Genomic DNA, 2,147 nt, shown 5'->3' with positions numbered 1-2,147 from the left:
GGATCAATAACGGGCCTGCCCTCAAATTGGCCGTTCCCGAGCTGCAGCCGAAGCCATTGCGCCAGGTCACGGACCGACGAACTCGCGCCGCCGGCGGGAGCTTCGGCGTCGGGATTGCGGCGGTACTTCGCTGCCCACTCCTTGTTTCCGAGCGGCACGTGAAGGATGGCCCTGTCTGTGGCCTTTTCATAGTCAGAGTGACGGTAGCTGGTGGCGGACATGCCCAGCTTCCGGAACAGGACCTCGTCAGCCAGATCCTCCCAGGACATCCGCATTGCATCGGCTGCCGCCTGGCCAGCCTCCGTGAAGCCGAAGTTGCTGTAGTTGTAGCTGGACCGGAACGTATCAAGGGGCTGCTGGTTGAGGTGGTTGAGGATGTACGCCCTGTCGAATCCGAGGTCCTCCAGCAGATCACCCGAGCCCGTTCTTAACCCGCTGCGGTGGGACATCGAATCAGCAAAGGTGGCGTTCTGCGTGACGTAGTCATCCTTGAGCGAGAAGCCCTTGTTGTGTTGGATCACGGGATCGGCCCAATTGATGACCTTGCGCCCCACCACCCCTGCCACCACCGTGGACGCCAAGGGCTTGGATACAGAAGCCAACTGGAACACCGTGTCCGGGCTGATCTTTTCAGGCTTCCCGACCTCCCGCACGCCGAAGCCTTTGGAGTACACCACCTCGTCCCGGTACACCACGGCTATTGCCATCCCGGGAAGCCCGGTACTCTCCATGGCGGTGTCGGCCTGTTCGTCGAGCTTAGCCAGTGCGTTGGTGATTGCCTGCAGGTCCAGCAGCGGTTCGACCTGTCCCGGCGGGGCCGGGAGAAGCGCCGGCGACGTCGTTGACGCGCGCCGAGCGGGTTGTGCGTTGCATGCGGACAGAAGGGGCATTGAAGCAACACTGGCTGCCCCAATTCCTGCCGCTTTGAGCAACGTACGCCGGTTGGGGGAAACGGAGCCATTAGTCATATCGAGTCCTTGATCCTAGGGCGGTGAGCACTTGTTAGTAGGCCCCAGCCTCCCCGACAGGCTTAATAGTGGACCCCGCGCTGCAGCCGGGCAATGGATGAAGCGGAAGTTGGGTAGGCTCAGCACCTGAACGCGGCCCACGCCGTCTTCCCGTTAGCGAGGTAGTGATGGGCATTTGATAAACAAGGAAGTGGTGGGCATTCGACGGCGGGGGCGTACGCCGTCGTCCGCTTCCGGTTCGTCCTGGCCGGGGCAAGTAGCCGAGGACGAGATGTCAGGTACTCCTCACTCGTGCGCCGTGCTGCGGTCTCCTCGTAGGGTGGGGCTACCCGGTTACCGGTAGCTTCGCGGTTCGCTGATCCGCCTTACCCGGTAGCGCGGGGAGGGTGGAAGGCGGCCGATGATGGACACAGGAGTTCCAGCTCGCCAGGGTAGTAGCCGTCACGGCAGGCACACCACGAGCGCAGAGCCAGCACAGCGGCCTTTAGGAGCTGGCTTTGGTGCAGAAAACTAGAGCTACGCGCACCTGGTGGGGAATGGCTTTGGTTTCCGCCGTCCTGCTGGGCGGCCTTATCCTCGCCCAGTTTGCCGCCACAACAAGAAATTTGTATGCCGCTTGCCTGGCCGTTGGACAGGACTTTGACCGGAACTTTCGTCTTCGGCACCCACACGACGGTCTGCCGGTCTTTCCGCTGCACAACAGATGCAACGCCGCGCATGACCTCGTCCCCGAGTGGGTCAACCCTGCCTTGACCGTGCTGGCAGTGATGGTGATCATCTCGCTTATCGGTGTTCTCTTCAGTCGTCTAAAGGACCCGCTCTAGGTTCGGAGCAGACGGACCTGACTAAGCCCGCGGTAAGTTTGAGGCCATGATTTCCATTGACCGTGACGACCCCGCACGCGGTGATGTCCGCCGGCTACTGAGCGAGCACCTCGCAGACATGTTTGCCACCTCCCCTGCCGATAGCGTTCACGCCCTGGACCACTGCGCGCTGTCGGCCCCGTCGATCACGTTCTGGACCTCCCGCGAAGACGGCGATCTGCTGGGCTGCGGCGCGCTCAAGCTGCTGGACTGCCCACCCGGTGCCGGGCAGCACGGCGAGATCAAGTCCATGCGCACAACAGCCACCGCTCGGGGACGGGGTGTCGCCACCCGCATGCTCAAGCACATCCTGGAC

At 62.6% G+C, this 2,147-nt stretch carries 3 protein-coding genes; 2 read left to right on the top strand and 1 reads right to left on the bottom strand.

The window, feature by feature from the left end; all coding sequences use genetic code 11:
* A partial coding sequence (locus tag RIF72_RS20015) for a serine hydrolase domain-containing protein (protein ID WP_309076532.1) occupies positions 1-968 on the bottom strand: 968 nt, incomplete at its 3' end.
* 500 nt (positions 969-1,468) lie between these two features.
* Between RIF72_RS20015 and RIF72_RS20010 the strand changes: the two genes are divergently transcribed.
* Positions 1,469-1,792 (top strand): hypothetical protein, encoded by a 324-nt coding sequence (locus RIF72_RS20010; protein ID WP_309076531.1) that lies wholly within the window; start codon positions 1,469-1,471, stop codon positions 1,790-1,792.
* A gap of 46 nt (positions 1,793-1,838) precedes the next feature.
* Positions 1,839-2,147 (top strand): GNAT family N-acetyltransferase (locus RIF72_RS20005; protein WP_309076530.1); only part of this gene is annotated, 309 nt, incomplete at its 3' end.

The sequence above is a fragment of the Paenarthrobacter sp. genome (genome assembly GCF_031180005.1).
Taxonomy (GTDB): domain Bacteria; phylum Actinomycetota; class Actinomycetes; order Actinomycetales; family Micrococcaceae; genus Arthrobacter.
This window is presented reverse-complemented; position numbering and strand designations above follow the sequence as displayed.